Origin of the sequence: Saccharopolyspora antimicrobica, assembly GCF_003635025.1 — a bacterium.
GTDB lineage: Bacteria > Actinomycetota > Actinomycetes > Mycobacteriales > Pseudonocardiaceae > Saccharopolyspora > Saccharopolyspora antimicrobica.
Window position 1 is genome coordinate 2,232,216 of the sequence record NZ_RBXX01000002.1, and the last position, 18,356, is coordinate 2,250,571.

An 18,356-nucleotide genomic window follows, 5' to 3' on the forward strand; every position below is an offset into this window, starting at 1 on the left:
CAGCGACTACTCGTGGACGGCGTCCAGCAGGTCGTCGAGGGTGAGGGTGCGGAGCTCGTCGCGCGTCGGGCGGCGGCCGAGGCCGCGCAGGCGCGTCGACTGGGACTTGCGCATGCGCTCCAGCAGCTTGCGCGCCTCGCGGGCGTTGCCGAAGTTCTCGTCGCGGGGAACCAGCGTGAACCACTCCAGCAGCGCCAGGTCCAGCTCCTCGCCGAGCAGGTAGTCGTCGCCGCGCGCGAGGTGGCCGCTGATCGAGACCAGCTGCTCCGGCGTGTAGTTCTCGAACTCCAGCGTCTTGGCGAACCGGGAGGCCAGACCCGGGTTGGCGTCGAGGAACTCGCGCATCTCCGCGGTGTAGCCGGCGACGATCACGGCGACCTCGTCGCGGTGGTCCTCCATCAGCTTGACCAGCGTGTCGATCGCCTCCTGCCCGAAGTCCGCGCCACCGCCGCTGGAGCGGGACAGGGTGTAGGCCTCGTCGATGAACAGCACGCCGCCGCGCGCCTCGTCGAACGCGCTCGCCGCCTTCTCCGCGGTGTGCCCGATGTACTGGCCGACCAGATCGCGCCGGGACACCTCCTTGAACCGCCCGTGCGGCAGGATTCCCAGCGCCTTCAGCAGATCCCCGTAGACCCGGGCCACGGTGGTCTTGCCGGTGCCGGGTGCGCCGGTGAACACCAGGTGGTTGCTGACCGCGTTGACCGACAGGCCTTCACCGCGCCGCCACTCGTTGACCTGGATCTCGTCGATCAGCGCCCGCACCTCGGCCTTCACCCCGGTGAGGCCGATCATGCCGTCGAGCTCGCCGAGCAGCTGGTCCACCTGCTCCTGGTCCTGCCTGCTGCCGCTGGACGCCGACGCACCCACCGGCGGCTTCCCGGCTCCCTGGGCGTCGTCGCGCACCTCGGTGCGCGCGCCTTCGTCGATCAGCACACCGGGAGCGGCGGTGTTCTCCACCCGGCAGTTCTCGACCACGCCGCCGCACCCGCGCCCGACCGAGATGCCCACGCCCTGCGTGTCGTGCACCCAGCACTCGACGATGTTCGGGGACGTCTGGTCGGCCACCGCGATCCCGGCATCGCCGGTCTGCGAGATGTCGCAGCGCTCCAGCCCGGAACCACCCGCCTGGTACATGTAGACACCGCGGAAACCGGCACCCTGCACGGTGCAGTGCCGCAGCACGGCCCGCGCACCGAGCCGCACGATCACGGCATCGTCCACGATGTCCCGGATCTCGCAGCTCTCCACCACGCCGTCGGCGTTCTCGATGATGAGCCCGCACTGCGAGTCGTTGATCCGGCCGCCCCGCACCGCGACGTCCGCGCCACCACCGATGCTGATCGCCGCGGCGCGGGAAGCGGTGGCGGCGCAGTCGGCGATCTTCGCGCTGCCACCGGAGATCCGGATCGCGGGCTGCTCGTCGCCGACCACCGCGAGCCCGCTGAGCTCCACGGTGCCGTCCACCACCGACACGGTGGGCTGATCGCGCAACGGCGAGGTGATGGTGACCGTGCCGGGTTCGCGGGCGGCGATCGTCACGCGCACGCCCCGGATCTCCAGCTGCTCCTCGTACTCGCCGGGTGCGACGGAGATGACCGCGCCGTCGGCGGCTGCCTCCAGCGCGTCCCGGATGGTCGGCAGCGCACCGCGCTGGTCTGGGGAAACGGTGAGCGTGCGTGCCATGGCTCCGAGCAAATCTCGCGGGAACTGTTGCCGTACGAGGACAAGCTACCCCAGGGCCCGCCCCGGGAAGTAGATCCGATGACCAGGAAGGCGGTTTCGGTTGGAAGCGCAGTGGAATCCCGCCAACGCGGTGGAGAAGGAACTGGTCGCGGCCCTGGAAGCGGGCGAGAGCAAGCGGTTCGCGGAAGTGGTGCTCTCCGCGCCGCTCTACCTCCCGATCCTGCCCGCGCAGGGCACCGAGCAGCGGCGCGAGCTGAACGAATACCTGCCGCTGGGGCGAATGCACGTCCTCGCCTTCACCGCGCGCGAAGGACTCGCCCGGGTGCTCGAACCGTTCTCCATGGGGCACCGGGAGATCAGCGCGGCGGCGCTCATGCAGCACTGGCCGCACCCCGACTACGTGCTGGCGCTGAACTTCGACCTACCGATCGGCGTGATCATGGCACCGGACTCGCTGACCCGGATGGCCGCGGGCGAGGAGTTCCTGCTGCCCGCCGAGGACGCCGAAGCCGTGCTGCAGGCGCAGATCCGGCACCGCTGCCTGGCCGACCTCGGCGGCGACCCGGGCGGCGCCGGACCGGCGAACGAGCTGGAAGCGGCCCTGGCCGAGGCCATCGCCCGGCAGGACTTCGAGGCCTACCTGGCCGCGCTGATCGACGCCGACGTGCTGCTGCCGCTCACCGCCCCGATCAGCGAGGACGGCGAGTTCCCGTGGCTGCTCACCGGCCCCGCGCTGCCCGCCTTCACCTCGGAGGAGCTGCTGCGCCGCACCGCGCCGGGCATCGAGCACTTCACCCGGCTGCCGTTCCTCGTCCTCGCCGCGAACTGGCCCGCCGAACGACCGGCCCTGTGCCTGAACCCCGGCAGCAGCACCGAGCTGATCAGCGGCGCCGAGGTCCTCGACGAGATCCTCGCGGGCGCGGCCGACGCGCTCGCCGAGGTCACCGAAACCGGCTGAACCCGGCCGGACAGGAACCGAAAGCGGCACCGGACCGTCGAAACCGACGTGGGGATCGGGAATTCGCGTCATCCGGGCGAGGACAGCCTGTTCGCCGTGTATTGGACACATAAGAACGGGCTCCCGCAGTCCAGGCGGCGTCTGAGGTTCCGCTACCCGCGCCGCCACGCAAGGTGATTCCGGAAAAAGCTCTGGCTCGAACGATCTTCGAATGGGGTGGTCTGGTGGGCACGACCGGGAGCACGCTGGGGCGGTTGGTCCGGGGATTCCGGAAACGGGCCGGATTGACGCAGCTCCAGGCCGCTGAGCAGGCCGGGTTGAGCGCCGCAGGACTGCGCGATGTGGAGCAGGGCCGGGTGGTCCGACCGCGGGTGTCGACCTTGCGGCAGTTGGGTGAGGTCCTCGCGCTGTCGCGGATCGAGCTCGAATCGCTGATCCGCGAAGCCGGCGGGGAGAACAGCAGCGGCCTGAGGGTCGAGGTCCTCGGGCCGCTGCGGGTCTCGACGGGCGGCGAAGCGGTGGATCCCGGCTCGGAGACCCAGCGCGTGCTGCTCGGGCTGCTCGCGCTCTCGCCCAACGAGCCGGTGGCGCGGGACGCGCTGGTGGAGGCGGTGTGGGGCGAGCGCTCCACGGCGGGTTCGGCGGACCTGCTGCAGTCCCGGGTGTCCCGGCTGCGGCGCCGGTTGCAGCCCGACCCGGCGGAGGAACCGGTGCTGATCGCCGATCGCGGCGGGTACCAGCTCACGCTCTCCGAGGGCCAGCACGACCTGCTGGTGTTCCGCCGCCTGGTCACCGGAGCACGCCAGGCGTCCAAGGCCACCGAGGCGTGCGCCCTGTTCGCCGACGCCGTGGCGCTGTGGCGCGGGGAGCCGCTGGAAGGCCTGGCCAGCCTGCAAGAACACCCGCTGATCACCGCCCTGACCCGCGACTACCGCGCTGTGCTGGTGGAATACGCCGCCGTCGCGGCGGAACTGGGCCGCCACCAGGAGGTCCTGCCGCACCTGCAACGCGTCGCCGACGCCGATCCGCTGCACGAGGCGGTGCACGCCGCGCTGATGATCGCCCTGGCGGGCAGCGGGCAGCAGGCGGCCGCGCTCACCACCTTCGACGCCCTGCGCCGCAGGCTCGCCGACGAGCTGGGCGCCGATCCCGGACCCGAGCTGACCGCCGCGCACCAGCGGGTGCTGCGGCAGGAGGTGCTGCGCCCGGAGTTCACGCCGGTCAGCGCGCACCGGCAGCTGCCGCCGGACATCGGCGAGTTCACCGGCCGGGAGACCGAGCTCGCCGCGCTGCGCGCGAACCTGCCGAACGTCGGCGGCTCGGCGGTGAAGGTGGTGCTGATCGAGGGCATGGGCGGCGTCGGCAAGACGCGGCTCGCGGTGCACGCCGCGCACCGGCTGCTGGCCGACGGCCGGTTCAGCGACTGCCAGCTCTACGTGGACCTGCGCGGCCACTCCGACCAGCCGCCCGCCGACCCGGCCTCGGTGCTGGCCTCGTTCCTGCGCCTGCTCGGCGTGCCCGACGACCACATCCCGTCCCGCGCCGACGAGCGGATGATGCTGTTCCGCGACCGCCTCTTCGACAAGAAAGCGCTGGTCCTGCTGGACAACGCCGCCGACGAGGACCAGGTCACGCCGCTGCTGCCCTCCGGCGCGGAGAACATGGTGCTGATCACCAGCCGCGGCACGCTGGCGCTGGACGGCGCGCACACCCTGCCGCTGGACGTGTTCACCCCGGCCGAGGCCGGCGACATGCTGACCAAGGCGGTCGGTCGCGACCGGGTCGAGGTGGACCCGGCGGCGGCGCGGAGCCTGGTGGAGCTGTGCGGCCGATTACCGCTCGCGGTGGCGCTGGCCGCCCGCCGGCTGCAAGCGCGTCCGAAGTGGACGGTCCGGGACCTGGCGGGCCGACTGGCCGAGTGCGACGACCGGCTGCACGAGCTGGTCGCCGGAAACCGCCGCCTCCGCAGCGTTTTCGACCTCTCCTACCAGGCGCTGGACGCGGACGAGCGGCGGATCTTCCGACTCCTGGGCCTGCACCCGGGCGACGAGTTCACCGCCGACTCGGTGGCCGCGCTGGCCGGCACGACGGCCGGTGAGGCCCGCTTCCTGCTCGACCGACTGGTCGACGAGCACCTGGCCACCGTGGTCACCAAGGACCGCTACCGGCTGCACGACCTGCTCGCCGAGTACGGCCGCGGGCTCGTCCGCGAAGAGGACCCCGCGGCGCAGCGCTCCGCCGCGATCACCCGCGTGCTGGACTTCTACCTGCACAGCACGGCCGCCGCCACCCGCCTCCTGCAACCGCACCAGCCCGCGTTGCCGCTGGTCGGCAGCGAACCCGAGCACCGCCCCGCGCTGGAAACACCGGTCTCGGCCCGCCAGTGGCTCGACGCCGAGCGCGCCTGCCTGATCGCGGCGGTGCGGCTCGCCGCCGCGCACGGCTGGCCGACGCACGCCTGGCAGCTCACCCGATCGCTCCGCGAGTACCTGCACCTCTACGGCTACGGGCACGACCACGACTGGGTGCGCACGCACGAGGCAGCACTGGCCGCCGCGATCGCCGCCCACGACGCCACCGGCGAGGCGCTGACCAGGGCCGACCTGGCCGCCACCTACCTCGATCTGGGACGCGGTGCGGAAGCCCGCGAACACCTGTACCGAGCGCTGGAGTTCCACCGCAGCGCCGGAGACCGCGAGAGGGAGACGAGCACGCTGGAATCGCTGGGCATCGCGTGCTTCCGGCTGGGCGAGTTCGACGAAGCGCTGCAGCACTTCCGGGACGGCACCGCGCTGTGCACCGGCCACGACCCGTTCCGCCAAGGCGTGCTGCACAGCAACCTGGGAAACACCTTGGCGGCGAAGGGATTCCTGCCCGAAGCCCTGACCAGCCTGCGCACCGGCCTCGAACTGTCCCGGCAGGCGGGCAACATCGACGGCCAGTCCATCGCGCTGGCCGACATCGGCGACGCGCACCGCCGCCTGGGCGACCACGAAGCGGCGCTGGACTTCCTGGACCAGGCGCTGAAGCTGGCGATGGGTCACGGCCTGACGCCGAAGATCGCCTACGTCCGCCACCGCATCGGCAAGGTCTACCGGGAGCTGGGCCGCTACCCGGAAGCCACCGCGAACCTGCAGACCGCGCGCCGCGTGGTGGCGAAGGTGGGCGGCCCGGCGGCGGAGAGCGAGGTGCTCATCGACCTGGGCGCGGCGCACCGCGAGGTCGGCGACCTCACCACGGCGAACGTGCTGCTGCACAAGGCCCTGAGCCTGGCCACCAGCCGCGGCGAACGCCACCAGCGGACCCTGGCCCTGAAGGAGCTGGCGGAACTGGCCGAGGCATCCTGAGAACACCGTCGGCGAAGCCATCCGCGCCTGTGCAAACGGCGCCCGCCGCTTCGAGCACGCACGCAGGTCGACCACCCGCGGGTTCTGAGCGGCTTCCTAGCAAGGACGGCCCCTCCGCCGCGCAGAAGCATCCTGAGAACACCGTCGACGAAGCCGTCCACGCCTGCGCAAACGGCGCCCGCCGCTTCGAGCACGCACGCAGGTCGACCACCCGCGGATTCTGAGCAGCTTCCTGGCAAGGACGGCCCCTCCGCCGCGCAGAAGCATCCTGAGAACACCGTCGACGAAGCCGTCCACGCCTGCGCAAACGGCGCCCGCCGCTTCGAATACGCACGCAGGTCGACCACCCGCGGGTTCTGAGCGGCTTCCTGGCGAGGACGGCCCCTCCGCCGTGCAGAAGCATCCTGAGAACACCGTCGGCGAAGCCGTCCGCGCCTGAGCAAACGGCGCCCGCCGCTTCGAATACGCACGCAGGTCGACCACCCGCGGGCTCTGAGCAGCTTCCTGGCAAGGACGGCCCCTCCGCCGCGCAGAAGCATCCTGAGAACACCGTCGGCGAAGCCGTCCACGCCTGCGCAAACGGCGCCCGCCGCTTCGAATACGCACGCAGGTCACCACCCGCGGGCTCTGAGCAGCTTCCTGGCAAGGACGGCCCCTCCGCCGCGCAGAAGCATCCTGAGAACACCGTCGGCGAAGCCGTCCACGCCTGCGCAAACGGCGCCCGCCGCTTCGAATACGCACGCAGGTCGACCACCCGCGGGCTCTTGGCGAGGACGGCCCCTCCGCCGTGCATCGGACAGGGGCACCCGCGGTCCGGGGAAGCACTCCGGTTCTGCCAAGCGACCACCCACGCAGACAGCCACCAACAGGCGGTGATTCAGGTCAGCGACAGGTCCGAGCGGAGGTGCACGTCGGCGATCTCGCCGGGCGGCAGGGCGTCGAGGAGCTCGGAAACCCGGCCGTGACCGGGCAGCACGGCGTCCGGGTCGATCGCCAGCCAGGGGATCAGCACCGTCGCGCGGCTCGGCGTTCCCGGGTGCGGGAGCAGGAGTTCCGGGTCCTCGCTGCGGACGTCGTCCACGCTGACCACGTCGACGTCCAGCGTGCGCGGCCCCCAGCGCTGCTCGCGAACGCGCTCCGCCTGCTGCTCCAGCTGCTGGCCGCGCCGCAGCCAGCCCCACTCGTCCAGCTCCGGGGACTCCACGACGAGCACCGCGTTGAGGAAGTCCGGCTGGTCGGTGACGCCCCACGGCGCGGTCTCGTACACCGGCGAGGCCGCCACCAGCACGTCGGCGAACCCCTCGACGGCGATCCGCAAGTAGCTGAGCCGGTCCCCGAGGTTCGAACCCAGCGAAAGCACTGCCCTGCTCATCAGCGTCCTCCTCGTGCGGTCCTCGCCGGGAACGTCATCGGCACGTCGGTCCCCGACACACCGACACCTACGGCGATTTCAATTGAAATCTGAGGTCCAATTTCAATTGAAATCGGAGGTCTGATTTCCATTGAAATCGCGCGACACCGACGCACCACCGGCGCGTCGGACCCCGACACGTCGCGGGTCACGCAACTTCCATTGAAATCGAAGACCTGATTTCCATTGAAATCGCCTCACGCCGGGACGACCTGGCCGCGGCCACCGCGGCGGGAGCGGCGGATGGTCACCGCCACGTCGGCGAAGGTCAGCGGGATCGGCGCACTCGGCTTGTGGATGGTGACCTCGGTGGCGTACACCCGCTCGTCGGTCATCACGTCATCGGCGATCTCGCCGGCCACCGCCTCGATCAGGTCCTTCGGCGGCCCGGCCACGATCGCCGCCGCGCGCTCGGCCAGCTCCCCGTAGTGCACCGTCTTGGCCAGGTCGTCGCTGGAGGCGGCCTCGCCGAGGTCGATCCACACCGTGATGTCGACGAAGAAGTCCTGCCCGTCGCGCTTCTCGTGGTCGAAGACGCCGTGGTTACCGCGAACCTTCAGGCCGGTCAGCGTGATCCGGTCAGCCACCGAACTCCCCTCCGCTGCGCCACGCGGCGGTCACCGCGACGGCGTCCAACGATTGCCGAACGTCGTGCACCCGCACGCCCCACGCACCTCGGTCGGCGGCCAGCGCCGAGACCACCGCGGTCGCCGTCTCGCGCCCGCCGGGCGGTCGCGGGGTGCCGTCGGCGTCGGCCAGCAGCCTGCCCAGGAAGCGCTTGCGCGAAGCCCCGACCAGCACCGGGAAACCCAGCTCGACGAAGGCGTCCAGCCGCTGCAGGAGCTGCCAGTCGTGCCGCCCGGTCTTCGCGAAGCCCAGGCCCGGGTCCAGCACGACGGCCTCCGCCGCCACCCCGGCCCGCAGCGCGGTGTCGACCTGCCGCAGCAGCTCGTCGCGCACCTCGGCGACCACGTCGGAGTAGTCGGCGAGGCTGTTCATGTCCTTGCTGTGACCGCGCCAGTGCATCAGCACCCACGGCAGCCCGGTGTCGGCAGCCACGCGCGCCATGTCCGGATCGGCCAGCCCGCCGGAGACGTCGTTGATCACCGCCGCCCCGGCTTCCGCGGTGGCCGCGGCCACCGCCGCGCGGGTTGTGTCGACGCTGACCGGCACGCCCGCCGCGACCAGCTCGCGGACCACCGGCAGCACCCGGGCGATCTCGGTATCGGCGTCGACTCGCTCCGAGCCGGGCCGCGTCGACTCGCCGCCGACGTCGATGATGTCGGCGCCCAGCCGGTGCATCTCCACGCCGTGCGCGACGGCCGCGTCCCGGTCCAGGTAGCGCCCGCCGTCGGAGAACGAATCCGGCGTCACGTTCAGCACGCCCATCACCGCGCACCGCGCCGGCTGCGGCAACCGCGGATGCATCAGCGACCCCTGATCAGCGACAACGCCTCGGAGCGCGAGGACGCCGAGCTGCGGAACTGGCCGCGCACCGCCGACGTCGTGGTGGTGGAACCGGCCTTGCGCACGCCGCGCATGCCCATGCACAGGTGCTCGGCGTCGATCACCACGATCACGCCGCGCGGCTCCAGCCTGCGCACCAGCGCATCGGCGATCTGCGAGGTCAGCCGCTCCTGCACCTGCGGCCGCTTGGCGTAGAGGTCGACCAGCCGGGCCAGCTTCGACAGCCCGGTCACCCGCCCCTTCTCGTTCGGGATGTACCCCACGTGCGCATACCCGTGGAAGGGCAGCAGGTGGTGTTCGCACTGGGAGTACACCGGGATGTCGCGGACCAGGACGAGTTCCTCGTGGGCCTCGTCGAAGGTCTTGTCCAGGACCTCGTCCGGGTTGGTGTAGAGCCCGGCGAAGAGCTCCTGGTAGGCGCGGGCCACGCGGGCGGGCGTGTCGCGCAGGCCCTCCCGCTCCGGGTCCTCACCGGCGGCGAGCAGGAGCTCGCGCACCGCGGCCTCGGCGCGCGCGTGATCGAACTGGGGCGCATGAAAAGAGCCGTCGGGACGGGAGTCGTCTCCCGTCCCGATCGGCTCGTCGACCGAACTGGTCAATTCTTCGTTCCTCCACTGCCCGGATCGCCGTGCGGCGAACCGGTGTCAGCGGCTCTGGTTGCCGCTGCCGTTCTCCTGAGCCGGGTCCGAGCCCTCCTGGCGCGGAGCCTGCTCGGCCTGCTGCTCGCCGGACTCCGGCGTCGCCGGGTGCTCGGCCTGCTGCGGCCCGCGCTCCCAGGACGGCGTCCAGTTGTACTGCTGCTGGCCACCGGAGTAGTTGGACGAGCCCGACGGCGTGGTCGCCGGGGTCCACCCGGGCGGCGCGCCGTAGTTCGGCGGCACCGCCTGCGGCGGCTGGCCGTACTGGCCGGGCTGCGGCTGCTGGATCTGCACGGTGCCCTGGTTGGCACCGGCACCGGCAGGCGTCGGCTCCTGCTGACCGTGGGTCGGCTGGGCGCCGTTCTGGTTCACCGGTGCGGCGGGAGCCGGGGTCGGCTCCTCCTTGACCGGCGGCCACGGCTCGCCGCGCTCCTTGGCCAGCTCGCCGGGGGTCTTGATCGGCGGCTTGTCCGACGGCGTGCGACCACCGAAGTCGTTGAACGCGGTGATCCTGGGCCGCTTCTCCACGCGGGCGAAGATCCGCTCCAGGTCCTTGCGGTTCAGCGTCTCCTTCTCGATGAGCTCCAGCACCAGGTCGTCGAGCACGTCGCGGTAGGTGCTGAGCACCTCCCACGCCTCGGTGTGCGCGGCCTCGATGAGGCGCCGCACCTCCTCGTCGATCTCGTGCGCGACCTCGAGCGAGTAGTTCGGCTGCTGGCCGGCGGTGCGGCCCAGGAACGGGTCGCCCTCCTCCTTGCCGTACTTCACCGCGCCCAGGCGGGCGGTCATGCCGTACTCGGTGACCATCGCGCGGGCGATCTTGGTGGCCTGCTCGATGTCGCTGGAGGCACCGGTGGTCGGCTCGTGGAAGATCAGCTCCTCCGCGGAGCGGCCGCCCAGCGCGAACACCAGCCGGGCGATCATCTCCGAGCGGGTCATCATGTCCTTGTCGTCCTCGGGGACGACGAGGGCGTGCCCGCCGGTGCGACCGCGCGGCAGGATCGTCAGCTTGTAGACCGGCTCCAGGTCGGGCATCGCCCACGCGGCGAGCGCGTGCCCGCCTTCGTGGTAGGCGGTGATCTTCTTGTCCCGCTCGGAGACGATCTTGCTCTTCCGGCGCGGGCCGCCGACCACCCGGTCGACCGCTTCCTCCATGGCCGCGGCGGTGATCAGCTGGCCGTTCTCGCGCGCGGTGAGCAGCGCGGCCTCGTTGACCACGTTCTCCAGGTCGGCGCCGGAGAAGCCGACGGTGCGCTTGGCCAGGCTCTCCATGTCGACGTCCTGGGCCAGCGGCTTGCCCTTGGAGTGCACGCCCAGGATCGCGCGGCGGCCGCGCAGGTCCGGCGCGGACACCGGGATCTGCCGGTCGAAGCGGCCCGGGCGCAGCAGCGCCGGGTCCAGGATGTCCGGGCGGTTGGTGGCGGCGATCAGGATGATGCCGCCGCGCGAGTCGAAGCCGTCCATCTCGACCAGCAGCTGGTTGAGGGTCTGCTCCCGCTCGTCGTGCCCGCCGCCGAGGCCGGCGCCGCGCTGGCGGCCGACCGCGTCGATCTCGTCGACGAAGATGATGCAGGGCGCGTTCTGCTTGGCCTGCTCGAACAGGTCGCGGACCCGGGAGGCGCCGACACCGACGAACATCTCGACGAAGTCGGAACCGGAGATGGAGTAGAACGGCACTCCGGCCTCACCGGCGACCGCGCGCGCGAGCAGCGTCTTACCGGTGCCGGGCGGGCCGTAGAGCAGCACGCCCTTCGGGATCTTCGCGCCCAGCGCCTGGTAGCGGCCGGGGTTCTGCAGGAAGTCCTTGATCTCGTGCAGCTCCTCGACGGCCTCATCGGCGCCGGCGACGTCGGTGAACAGCGTCTTGGGCATGTCCTTGGTGAGCTGCTTGGCCTTGGACTTGCCGAAGTTCAGGACGCGGTTCCCGCCGCCCTGGACGTTGTTCATCATCCACATCAGCAGCAGCACGAGCAGGCCGATGGGCACCAGGTAGAACAGCATCTGCACCCAGAACGAGTCCTGGGAGACCTTGGTGTTCCACACCGGCACGTGCGCATTGCGGATCTCGTCGACCACCTTGTCGGTGGCCCCCGCGGGGTACTGCGCGATCAGCTGGTTGCTGCCATCGAAGTTCTGGCCGTCATTAAGGGTCAGCCGGACCCGCTGCTCCTTGTCCTCGATGGTCGCTTCCTTGACCTTGCCCTGAGCGATCTGCTCGAGCGCCTGCGACGTGGAGACTTCGCGGTAGGCGCGCGTCTCGTCGAAGAGCACGTTGAAGGACAAGATCAACAGAAAAGCGATGAGGATCCACAGCAGCGGATTGCGGAGCAGGCGCTTTCGGTCCATTCACTTGCGGCCGACGGGCGGCCTCGACCCTCCCTGACTGTCACTTCGGGCGACGGCTGCTCGGCAGACACACTTCATCGTCGCCGTCAACCCCTTCAGACCAGCGTACCGGCCGATGTGCGGGCCCGACCACGCCGAACCCGACACAGGTTGAACAGCGTATCCGGTCGACCCGCCCGCGCGGGGCAGGAGGGTCGAACCGGGCACGCCCGAAAGCCCGTCGGCGAATGCTGTCCGTGCTTGCGCAAGCGGCGGCGGCCGCTTCGAGTGGCTACGCAAAGCGACCACCCGCGCAAAACGACCGCCGACAGGCTCTGAGAATCCTCAGATGCCGGAGGTGTAGACCTTCGGGTCCAGCGTGCCGATGTAAGGGAGGTCACGGTAGCGCTCGGCGTAGTCCAGGCCGTAGCCGACCACGAACTCGTTCGGGATGTCGAAGCCGACGTAGCGCACCGGCACGTCGACCTGCACCGCGTCCGGCTTGCGCAGCAGCGTGCAGACCTCCAGCGAGGCGGGGTTGCGCGAGCTGAGGTTCTTCAGCAGCCAGGACAGCGTCAGCCCGGAGTCGATGATGTCCTCGACGATCAGCACGTGCCTGCCCGCGATGTCGCGGTCCAGGTCCTTCAGGATCCGCACCACCCCGGACGAGGAGGTCGACGAGCCGTACGAGCTGACCGCCATGAACTCCAGCTGGGCGGGCTGCGGCAGCGCCCGCGCGAAGTCGGTCATGAACATCACCGCGCCCTTGAGCACGCCCACCAGCAGCAGATCCCCGCCGGCCTGCTGGTAGTCCTCGTCGACCTGCTTGGCCAACTCGGTGACCTTGTCCTTGATCTGCTGCTCGCTGATGAGCACAGAAGCAATGTCGCCGTCGTACACGGCCCGGCTTCCCCTCGTCGTCGGATCTCCGGTGCTGCCCGCCCCGGTGTCGAACAAGCGCGTCGCCCGTCAGCCATTCGGCGGCTTGCGACCCGCCCCTCCGACTTGAAGCGTGCCATGCGCGCGGGAAAGCACAAAGTCACCCGGCAACCTCGGTCCGCCCTGCCCGCGCCAGTCCGACACCAGCGCGTCGGCGGCCCGCAGGTGCGCATCGGTCACCTCCGGCACGCCCCGGTCGAGCAGCCACGCCCTCACCACCCGACGCCGCAGCGCGGCCGGAATCTCCTTCAGCGCCAAGGCATCCAGCCCATCACCTGCGGCGACCCGGCGGCGCTCTGCGGCGGCCAGCGCGTCCAGCGCGTCGGCGTCCTCCCGCAGCTGCTGCGCGGTCCGGGCCAACGCTTCGTGAACGCCACCTTGCAAAACGTCTTCCATCAGTGGAAGAACTTCTGTGCGCAACCGCACACGGGTGAACCGGGCATCGGCGTTGTGCGGATCGCGCCAGGGTTCGAGCCCGAGCTCCCGGCAGGCCGCCTCGGTGGTCTCCCGCCGCACGCCCAGGAACGGCCGCGCCCACGGCGGATCCACCGGCCGCATCCCCGAGATCGACCGCGCCCCCGAACCGCGCCCCAATCCGAGCAGCACGGTTTCGGCCTGGTCGTCGAGGGTGTGCCCGAGCAGGACGAGCGAACCGGGCGGCCGCTTCTCGCGCAGCACCCGGTACCGCGCGCGGCGCGCTGCGGCCTCGGGACCGCCAGGGCCGTCGACCTGCACCGTCACCACCTCGGCGACGGCACCGAGCCCGGTGAGCTGCTGAGCGGCGCGAGCGGCGACGTCGGCGGAGCCGACCTGGAGCCCGTGGTCCACCACGACAGCGCGGAGCGCGACGCCCGCGTGCCGGGCAGCGTGCGAAGCGGCAGCGGCGAGCGCCAGCGAGTCAGCGCCGCCGGAGCACGCGACGACCAGCGGAGCGCCCCGGAAGGGCGCGGCTTCGGCGGAGCCGAGCAGGCGCCGGACGGCGCCGCGGACGGCGCTGACGGCGGGAGGCGGCGGCACGCCGTCATTCTCCCGCCCACCGGGAGGAACGATGAGCAGCACCCGCGCCCTTCACCGGTCTCAGCCGTGGATGCGGCGGATCCAGGTGTCGGGGGCGGAGATCTCGGAGCGGGTGGGCAGGTGCTCCGGTGAGGTCCAGACGGCGTTGAAGCCGGTCATGCCAACCTTGTCGACGACGTGGCGGGTGAAGGCCGCGCCCTGGGCGTACTGGCGGATCTTCGCGTCCACGCCGAGGAGGCTGCGCAGGATGCGGTCCAGCAGGCCGCCGCCCTTGCGGCGTTCGGTGAAGCGGCTGCGGATCGTCGCCACGCTCGGCACCACTCGCGGACCCACCGCGTCCATCACGTGGTCCGCGTGGCCCTCCAGGAGCGTGGAGATCGCGATGATGCGGTCCAGCGCCAGGCGCTGCTGGGGCGTTTGCAGCAGTTCGATCACGCCGAGCATGCCGGGGCTGGAGTCGCCGGAGCGGGCCGCGCGGGCTTCCCGCAGCACCGCCGGCAGCCTGCTCAGCAGCTCACCGGTGGTGCCCTCCATCTCCGCGAGCAGGATGCCGAGGCTCTCGGAGAAGTGCTCGCGCAGCCACGGCACCGCGTTGAACTGCAGCCGGTGCGTGGATTCGTGCAGGCACACCCACATCGAGAAGTCGTCGGCGGGCACGCCGAGGGAGCGCTGGGCCGCGACGATGTTCGGCGCCACCAGCAGCAGCCGACCGCGCTGCCCGGCCGCGCCGGACTCGCCGTACGGGTCGAACTGCCCCAGCACCTTGCCGCCGAGGTAGGCGAGCACGAGCCCGGCCTGCACCCCGGCGCTGCGCGAGCTCAGCCCGGCGAAGAGGTCGTCGACGCGCTGCATCCGGGCATCGGCCGAGGACAGCGCGGCGTCGGTCAGGGCGGCCAGGCCGTGCGCCGCGCCGTGCACCCAGGCCGGCCGGTCCACGACGTCGCCGGCGATGTTCGGCAGCTCCTGGCCGAGCCCGGTCACGTCGCGCACGTGGCTCTCGGCCTCGACGCTGAACCGGCGCAGCGAGCGGACCGCGTGCTCAGCCTCCGCTCGCGGCACCTCGGGGCCCGGCTTCATCAGCCGGACCGCGGTGGCGACGGCGACGTTCCAGTCCAGCGGCCGGTGCTCCCCTGCCGCGCCCGGCGTCGGCAGGGTGGAAGGTCGGGCGTTCACATGACCGACCGTACCCGCTGCTCGGTGCCCTGTCGCCGGGCTCGGCCGCGGCGATCAGCGGCAACCGCAGCTGTGCAGCGCTCCGGTGACGGCGTCCAGCGCCTTGCGCCCCTCGTCCGGCGTGCCCGGCCCGTTGGACATCAGCGCGAACACCAGCAGCCTGCCGTCCTTCGTCACGACCGTGCCCGCCAGGCTGTTGACGCCGGTCAAGGTGCCGGTCTTCGCCCGCACCCAGCCGCGGCCGTCGCTGCTTCCGTAGCGGCCCTCCAGGCTGCCGCTGCCGCCCGCCACCGGCAGCCCGGTCAGCAGGCCCCGCAGCTTCGCGGCCTGCGGCGGCAGCCCGCCCTCCGGGCTGGCCTCGGTGGTCGCCGTGGTCAGCAGCTCCGCGAGCAGCTTGGGCGTGGCGCGGTCGTCGACCGACAGCCCGCTGCCGTCGGCCATCTCGGTGCCGCTGACGTCGAAGCCGTGGTCCGCCAGCACCTTGCGCACGGCCTTCCACGAGCCCTCGAACGACGGGTAGTGACCGGTCGCGATGGCCACCTCGTGCGCGAGCACCTCGGCGAGCATGTTGTCGGAGTGCAGCATCGCGATGTCGACCATCTCCTGCACCGTCGGCGACTGCACCTGGCCCAGGACCTCACCGTTGCCCGGCGCCGTGACCTCCCCGGCCACCGTCGCGCCGAAGGCGTCGGCGAGCCGCTGCGCGGCCTGCCTCGCCGGCTGCTCGCTCCGCGGGCTGTACTCCTGGGTCGGGTCGTCGCGGCCGCCGTTGAGCATCACCGGCTCCATCGGCGCCATCATCCCGGCGCGCACGTCGCCCGGCAGCCAGCCCTTCGCCAGGTCCGGTTCCTTGTAGCGGCCGGTGTCCACCTGCACCGAGGTCACGTTCCCGCCGGTCGCCTCCCGCACCTGCTGGATCAGGTCGTCGAACCGGGCGGCTCCCGGGTACACCGACTCCTGGCCGGGCGGCAGCGTCGACAGCGTCACGTCGCCGCCGCCGACCAGCACCACGCTGCCCGGCTGGCTGCCGCGCACCACCTTGGTGGTCAGCCGCTGGTCGTGGTCGAGGACGAGCAGCGCCGCGCTCATCGCGAGCAGCTTGCCGGTCGAGGCCGGGACCAGGGCCTGGTCCGGGGTCTGCGACCACAGCACCTGCCCGGTGCGGGCGTCCCGCACGATCCCGGCGAGGGTGCCCAGCGCGGGGTTGCTCAGCGGACCGGCCAGGACCGCCGCGACGCCGGACGGCGTGGGCTGCGGTGTGTCCTGGGCCAGCGGCTTGATCGACGGGTCGAGCCGGACGGGCGGCGGCGGGTCCTCGATCTGCGCTTGCAGCAGCAGCTGCGGCCCGAAGCCGATGCCCGCGGCGAGCAGCACGACGACCGCCGCGGCGACGGCGATGAGCCCCTTGCGGCTCCGCTTCGCCGGCGCGGCGGGCTGCGCCTGCCCGACGTGCTGCGGTTGCGCCCGCAACCCGGCGGCGGAGGCCGCGTTCGGCGGGTCGATGCGCGCGGGCTGCGCCCGCAGTCCGGCGAAGTCCTCGGGCGAGGCGACCGGCGGCGGAGTCGGGGCCTGCGGCTTGACGTGCGGCGCGGTGATCCCGGCGAAGTCGTCGGGCGACGCGGTCGGCGCGCTCAACCCGGGGAAGTCGCCTGGTGACGCGGTCGGCGCGTCCAGCCCGGCGGAGTCCCCCGGCGACGCGGACGGGGCGGTCAGGCCGGCGAAGTCGGCCGGTGACGCCGGGCGCGGAGCGTTGAAGTCCGGGCGGGCGAACTGCTGGGTCCGCTCGGCGGGCTCGACCGGCGGCACCACCGGGATCCGCTGCGTCGCCGGGCCCGGGTCGGCGGATTTCCGCAGCTCGGCGAGGTCGGAGAGTTCGAGCCGGGTGGTGCGCTCCACCTCGGTCTCGGCAGGCACCTTGGCGATCAGCTGGGTGCTCTCGGCCGCCCGCTCCTCGGGAGCGGCGGGAACCCGCGGCACCTGCTGCGTGCTGTCGACCCGGCCGATCGCCTGCGTCCGCTCGACGGCGGGCGGCGGCGCGTCGGTGATCGGCTTGAACTGCTGGGTCTGCTCGACGGCGGTCGGCGGCGGAACGACCGGCCCGGTCGGGCCGTCCTCCGCATCGTCGTCCGGAGCCGCCTCGTCGGCGGCGTCCTCCGCCGGAGGTTCTTCGGCCGAAGGCCAGGACACCGACTCCTCATCGGCGTCGTCCGACGGCGCCTGCTCCTCCTGGCCGGCAGGCTTCTCATCAGCGGAAACAACGCTCACCGAAACGGTCTCGGCCGCATCGTCCGACTGCTCGCCCGCGTCTTCCGACGAATCCTGCTCGTCGGCTTCCTCCGCAGCCTGCTCATCGGCAGCGGACTCGTCGTCGGCCTGCTCACCTGCGGAATCACCGCTCGCCGCAGCTTCGGCGACGCTCTCCTCAGCGTCGTCCGGCTGATCGTCGTCAGCCTCCGGCTCGGACTGCTCGGCGGCTTCCGCATCGCCTGCCGACTCGTTGCTCGTCGAGTCGGCCTCAGCGGTGTCCTCGTCAGCGGCCGACTGATCGGCATCGCCCTCCGACGAAGCCCCTTCAGTCGCTCCCGCGTCGGCGTCGTCCTGCTCACCAGCGGAAACATCGCTCGCCGCCGAGTTCTCGTCGGCAGCCTCCGGCTCATCGGAGCTCTCGGCGGGCTGTTCCTCTTCGGGAGCGGCATCGGATGCCGGTTCATCACCGGACTCCGAACCGTCGGCCGAGTCTGCGTCTGCCTGAGTCGGTTCGGCGGCGCGCTCCGGTTCCTCACCGTCGACATCGACGGTTCCGGTGACGCGACCGTTCACCGTGCCGCCCTCACCACCAGCAGTGCTGTCGTTCTGGTCAGCAGCGGAATCCGAGGGCTCGTCCTCGCTCGGCTCGGCAGCCGCCTCGTCGTCCTGATCAGCGGATTCGGCCGGGCTCGGCTCCTCGGTCGAATCAGCCGCGGCGTCCTGACCAGCAGGTTCCGAATCGTCCGGAGTCTCCTGCTCCGCCGAGTCGTTCCCCGGTTCCTCGGAAGCACCTTGACCAGCGCTGTCCGCCGCTTCGACGGCGTCGTCATCGGTCGGGTCGGCGGGAGCTTCGGCGTCAGCAGGCTCCGCAGCTGCGTCCTCGGTGGCTTCCGGCTCGTCGGAGAGGTTTCCCGCGACGCGCTTCGAGGCGCTCGCGTCCTGGCTCTCGGCGGTCTGCAGCCGAGCGGTCTCGCGCTCGTCTTCAACGGTCTTCAGCCGGGTCGTCTCGCGCTCGTCCTCGACGGTCTGCAACCGCGCCGTCTCCGCCTCCGGCTCGACGAGCGCACCCGACACGCGCTTCGACACCGCGGCTGTGCGCTTCGTCTCAGCTCCATCCGGCTGCTCGGCGGTTTCCGCGGTGCGCTCGGGCT

Annotated in this window: 12 protein-coding genes; 2 read left to right on the plus strand and 10 right to left on the minus strand. The window is 71.7% G+C overall.

Annotated features, from left to right (window positions below):
- Positions 1-6: 6 nt before the first annotated feature.
- Positions 7-1,683 carry a right-handed parallel beta-helix repeat-containing protein gene (locus tag ATL45_RS10895; protein WP_093156459.1) on the minus strand — a complete coding sequence of 559 codons (1,677 nt, stop codon included), beginning with the start codon at positions 1,681-1,683 and terminating at the stop codon, positions 7-9.
- 100 nt (positions 1,684-1,783) lie between these two features.
- On the opposite strand from ATL45_RS10895, the gene ATL45_RS10900 reads away from it, so the two are divergent.
- On the plus strand, positions 1,784-2,641 hold the full coding sequence (locus tag ATL45_RS10900) for an SseB family protein (protein ID WP_093156458.1): 858 nt from the start codon (positions 1,784-1,786) through the stop codon (positions 2,639-2,641).
- Between the two features lie 224 nt (positions 2,642-2,865).
- A complete protein-coding gene (locus ATL45_RS10905; protein ID WP_246025272.1) occupies positions 2,866-5,988 on the plus strand; it encodes a tetratricopeptide repeat protein in 3,123 nt (1,040 codons plus the stop codon).
- Positions 5,989-6,865: 877 nt separating this feature from the next.
- On the opposite strand, the gene folK is transcribed toward ATL45_RS10905, so the two are convergent.
- From folK to dacB, 9 genes are all read right to left on the minus strand, one after another.
- Positions 6,866-7,360, minus strand: a complete 495-nt coding sequence (gene folK, locus ATL45_RS10910; protein WP_093156456.1) for a 2-amino-4-hydroxy-6-hydroxymethyldihydropteridine diphosphokinase — start codon at positions 7,358-7,360, stop codon at positions 6,866-6,868.
- A 236-nt stretch (positions 7,361-7,596) separates the two neighbouring features.
- The gene (folB, locus tag ATL45_RS10915) at positions 7,597-7,986 is read right to left on the minus strand and encodes a dihydroneopterin aldolase (RefSeq protein WP_093156454.1); all 390 of its coding nucleotides are present in this window, start codon (positions 7,984-7,986) and stop codon (positions 7,597-7,599) included.
- The gene (gene folP, locus ATL45_RS10920; protein ID WP_093156452.1) at positions 7,979-8,827 is read right to left on the minus strand and encodes a dihydropteroate synthase; all 849 of its coding nucleotides are present in this window, start codon (positions 8,825-8,827) and stop codon (positions 7,979-7,981) included. The genes folB and folP overlap by 8 nt, the downstream gene beginning before the upstream one ends.
- Positions 8,827-9,441: a GTP cyclohydrolase I FolE gene (folE, locus tag ATL45_RS10925; protein ID WP_246025815.1), complete on the minus strand. Its 615-nt coding sequence runs from the start codon at positions 9,439-9,441 to the stop codon at positions 8,827-8,829. The genes folP and folE overlap by 1 nt, the downstream gene beginning before the upstream one ends.
- A gap of 69 nt (positions 9,442-9,510) precedes the next feature.
- Positions 9,511-11,850 (minus strand): ATP-dependent zinc metalloprotease FtsH, encoded by a 2,340-nt coding sequence (gene ftsH, locus ATL45_RS10930; RefSeq protein WP_093156449.1) that lies wholly within the window; start codon positions 11,848-11,850, stop codon positions 9,511-9,513.
- A gap of 324 nt (positions 11,851-12,174) precedes the next feature.
- Positions 12,175-12,729, minus strand: coding sequence for a hypoxanthine phosphoribosyltransferase (hpt, locus tag ATL45_RS10935; RefSeq protein WP_093156448.1), 555 nt, complete (start codon positions 12,727-12,729; stop codon positions 12,175-12,177).
- Between the two features lie 69 nt (positions 12,730-12,798).
- Entirely contained in the window at positions 12,799-13,785 is a 987-nt protein-coding gene (gene tilS / locus ATL45_RS10940; RefSeq protein WP_093156446.1) for a tRNA lysidine(34) synthetase TilS, read from the minus strand.
- A gap of 60 nt (positions 13,786-13,845) precedes the next feature.
- Positions 13,846-14,958, minus strand: a complete 1,113-nt coding sequence (locus ATL45_RS10945) for a zinc-dependent metalloprotease (protein WP_093156444.1) — start codon at positions 14,956-14,958, stop codon at positions 13,846-13,848.
- A gap of 54 nt (positions 14,959-15,012) precedes the next feature.
- Positions 15,013-18,279 carry a D-alanyl-D-alanine carboxypeptidase/D-alanyl-D-alanine endopeptidase gene (gene dacB / locus ATL45_RS10950; protein ID WP_143121716.1) on the minus strand — a complete coding sequence of 1,089 codons (3,267 nt, stop codon included), beginning with the start codon at positions 18,277-18,279 and terminating at the stop codon, positions 15,013-15,015.
- Between the last annotated feature and the right edge of the window lie 77 nt (positions 18,280-18,356).